Source organism: Pseudomonas sp. PICF6 (assembly GCF_009831705.1).
Taxonomy (GTDB): Bacteria; Pseudomonadota; Gammaproteobacteria; order Pseudomonadales; family Pseudomonadaceae; genus Aquipseudomonas; species Aquipseudomonas rhizophila.
Genome location: NZ_WUUD01000028.1, coordinates 15,828 through 16,814, shown reverse-complemented (window position 1 = coordinate 16,814; position 987 = coordinate 15,828). Strand labels below are relative to the sequence as shown.

Below are 987 nucleotides of genomic sequence, written 5' to 3'. Positions count from 1 at the left end.
CGATCAGCCAGCAGCAATGGGTCGACACACCGCTAATCGCGAGCAGGCTCGCTCCCACAGAGGCAACCCCCCAAAGGTTCGTGCTTGACGTCCAAATGAAAACAATTATCAAATGGCGCCTCCTTCGCAGGGGGCTGAGGATACTTTGCCTGCGGGGTTCATGCCCGGCCCTGTGAACATTTCTTCGAGGAAGCTGCCCGATGCGCCTGAATATCCGTGTTGTCACGCTCTGTGTTGTCATGTTGGCCAGCCAGGGCTTGGTGGCGGCTGAACTGCCGCAGCGCTGGGTCAGTGCCGGCGGGGCAGTGTCCGAATGGGTCAGCGCGCTGGGCGGTGAGTCGAAACTGGTGGGCGTGGACACCACCAGCCAGCATCCCGAAGCCTTGCGGGATTTACCCAGCATCGGTTATCAGCGACAACTTTCGGCCGAGGGGGTATTGAGCCTGCGTCCGCAGATCCTCGTAGGCACCGAAGAAATGGGGCCGCCACCGGTGCTGTCGCAGATCCGCAGCGCCGGGGTACAGGTTGAACTGTTCTCGGCCACGCCCGACCTGTCGACCCTTCAGGGCAATCTGCGGCACCTGGGTCAACTGCTGGGCGCCGAGGCCAAAGCCGCGCAGTTGTTCGACAGTTATCAACAGCAGCTCAGCCAACAGAAAGCTCGAGTGAGTAAAATCCAGCTTGAGCAACAGGCCCCCGGCGTGTTGCTGTTGGTCGCAAGCTCCGGCGGCAAGCCGATGGTCGCAGGCCTGGGCACCTCCGCCGATTGGCTGGTGCAGCAGGCCGGCGGTCACAACTTGGCGACACACCATGGTTACAAGGCATTTTCGGTGGAGAGCCTGGCCAGCCTAAATCCCGAAGTACTGGTGTTCGCCGATCGCGCGTTGAGTGGCGAAGAAGCGCGTGCGGCGTTGTTCAGGGAAAATCCGATTCTTTCCTCCACCCGTGCCGCCAGGGCCGGGCGCGTTATCGAGCTTGACCCGACAC

1 protein-coding gene is annotated in these 987 nt (G+C 61.7%); it reads left to right on the top strand.

Features of this window, described 5'->3' with window-relative positions:
* Positions 1-200 precede the first annotated feature (200 nt).
* The coding region (locus GSM73_RS19405) for a hemin ABC transporter substrate-binding protein (RefSeq protein WP_256676985.1) at positions 201-987 on the top strand (787 nt) is incomplete at its 3' end.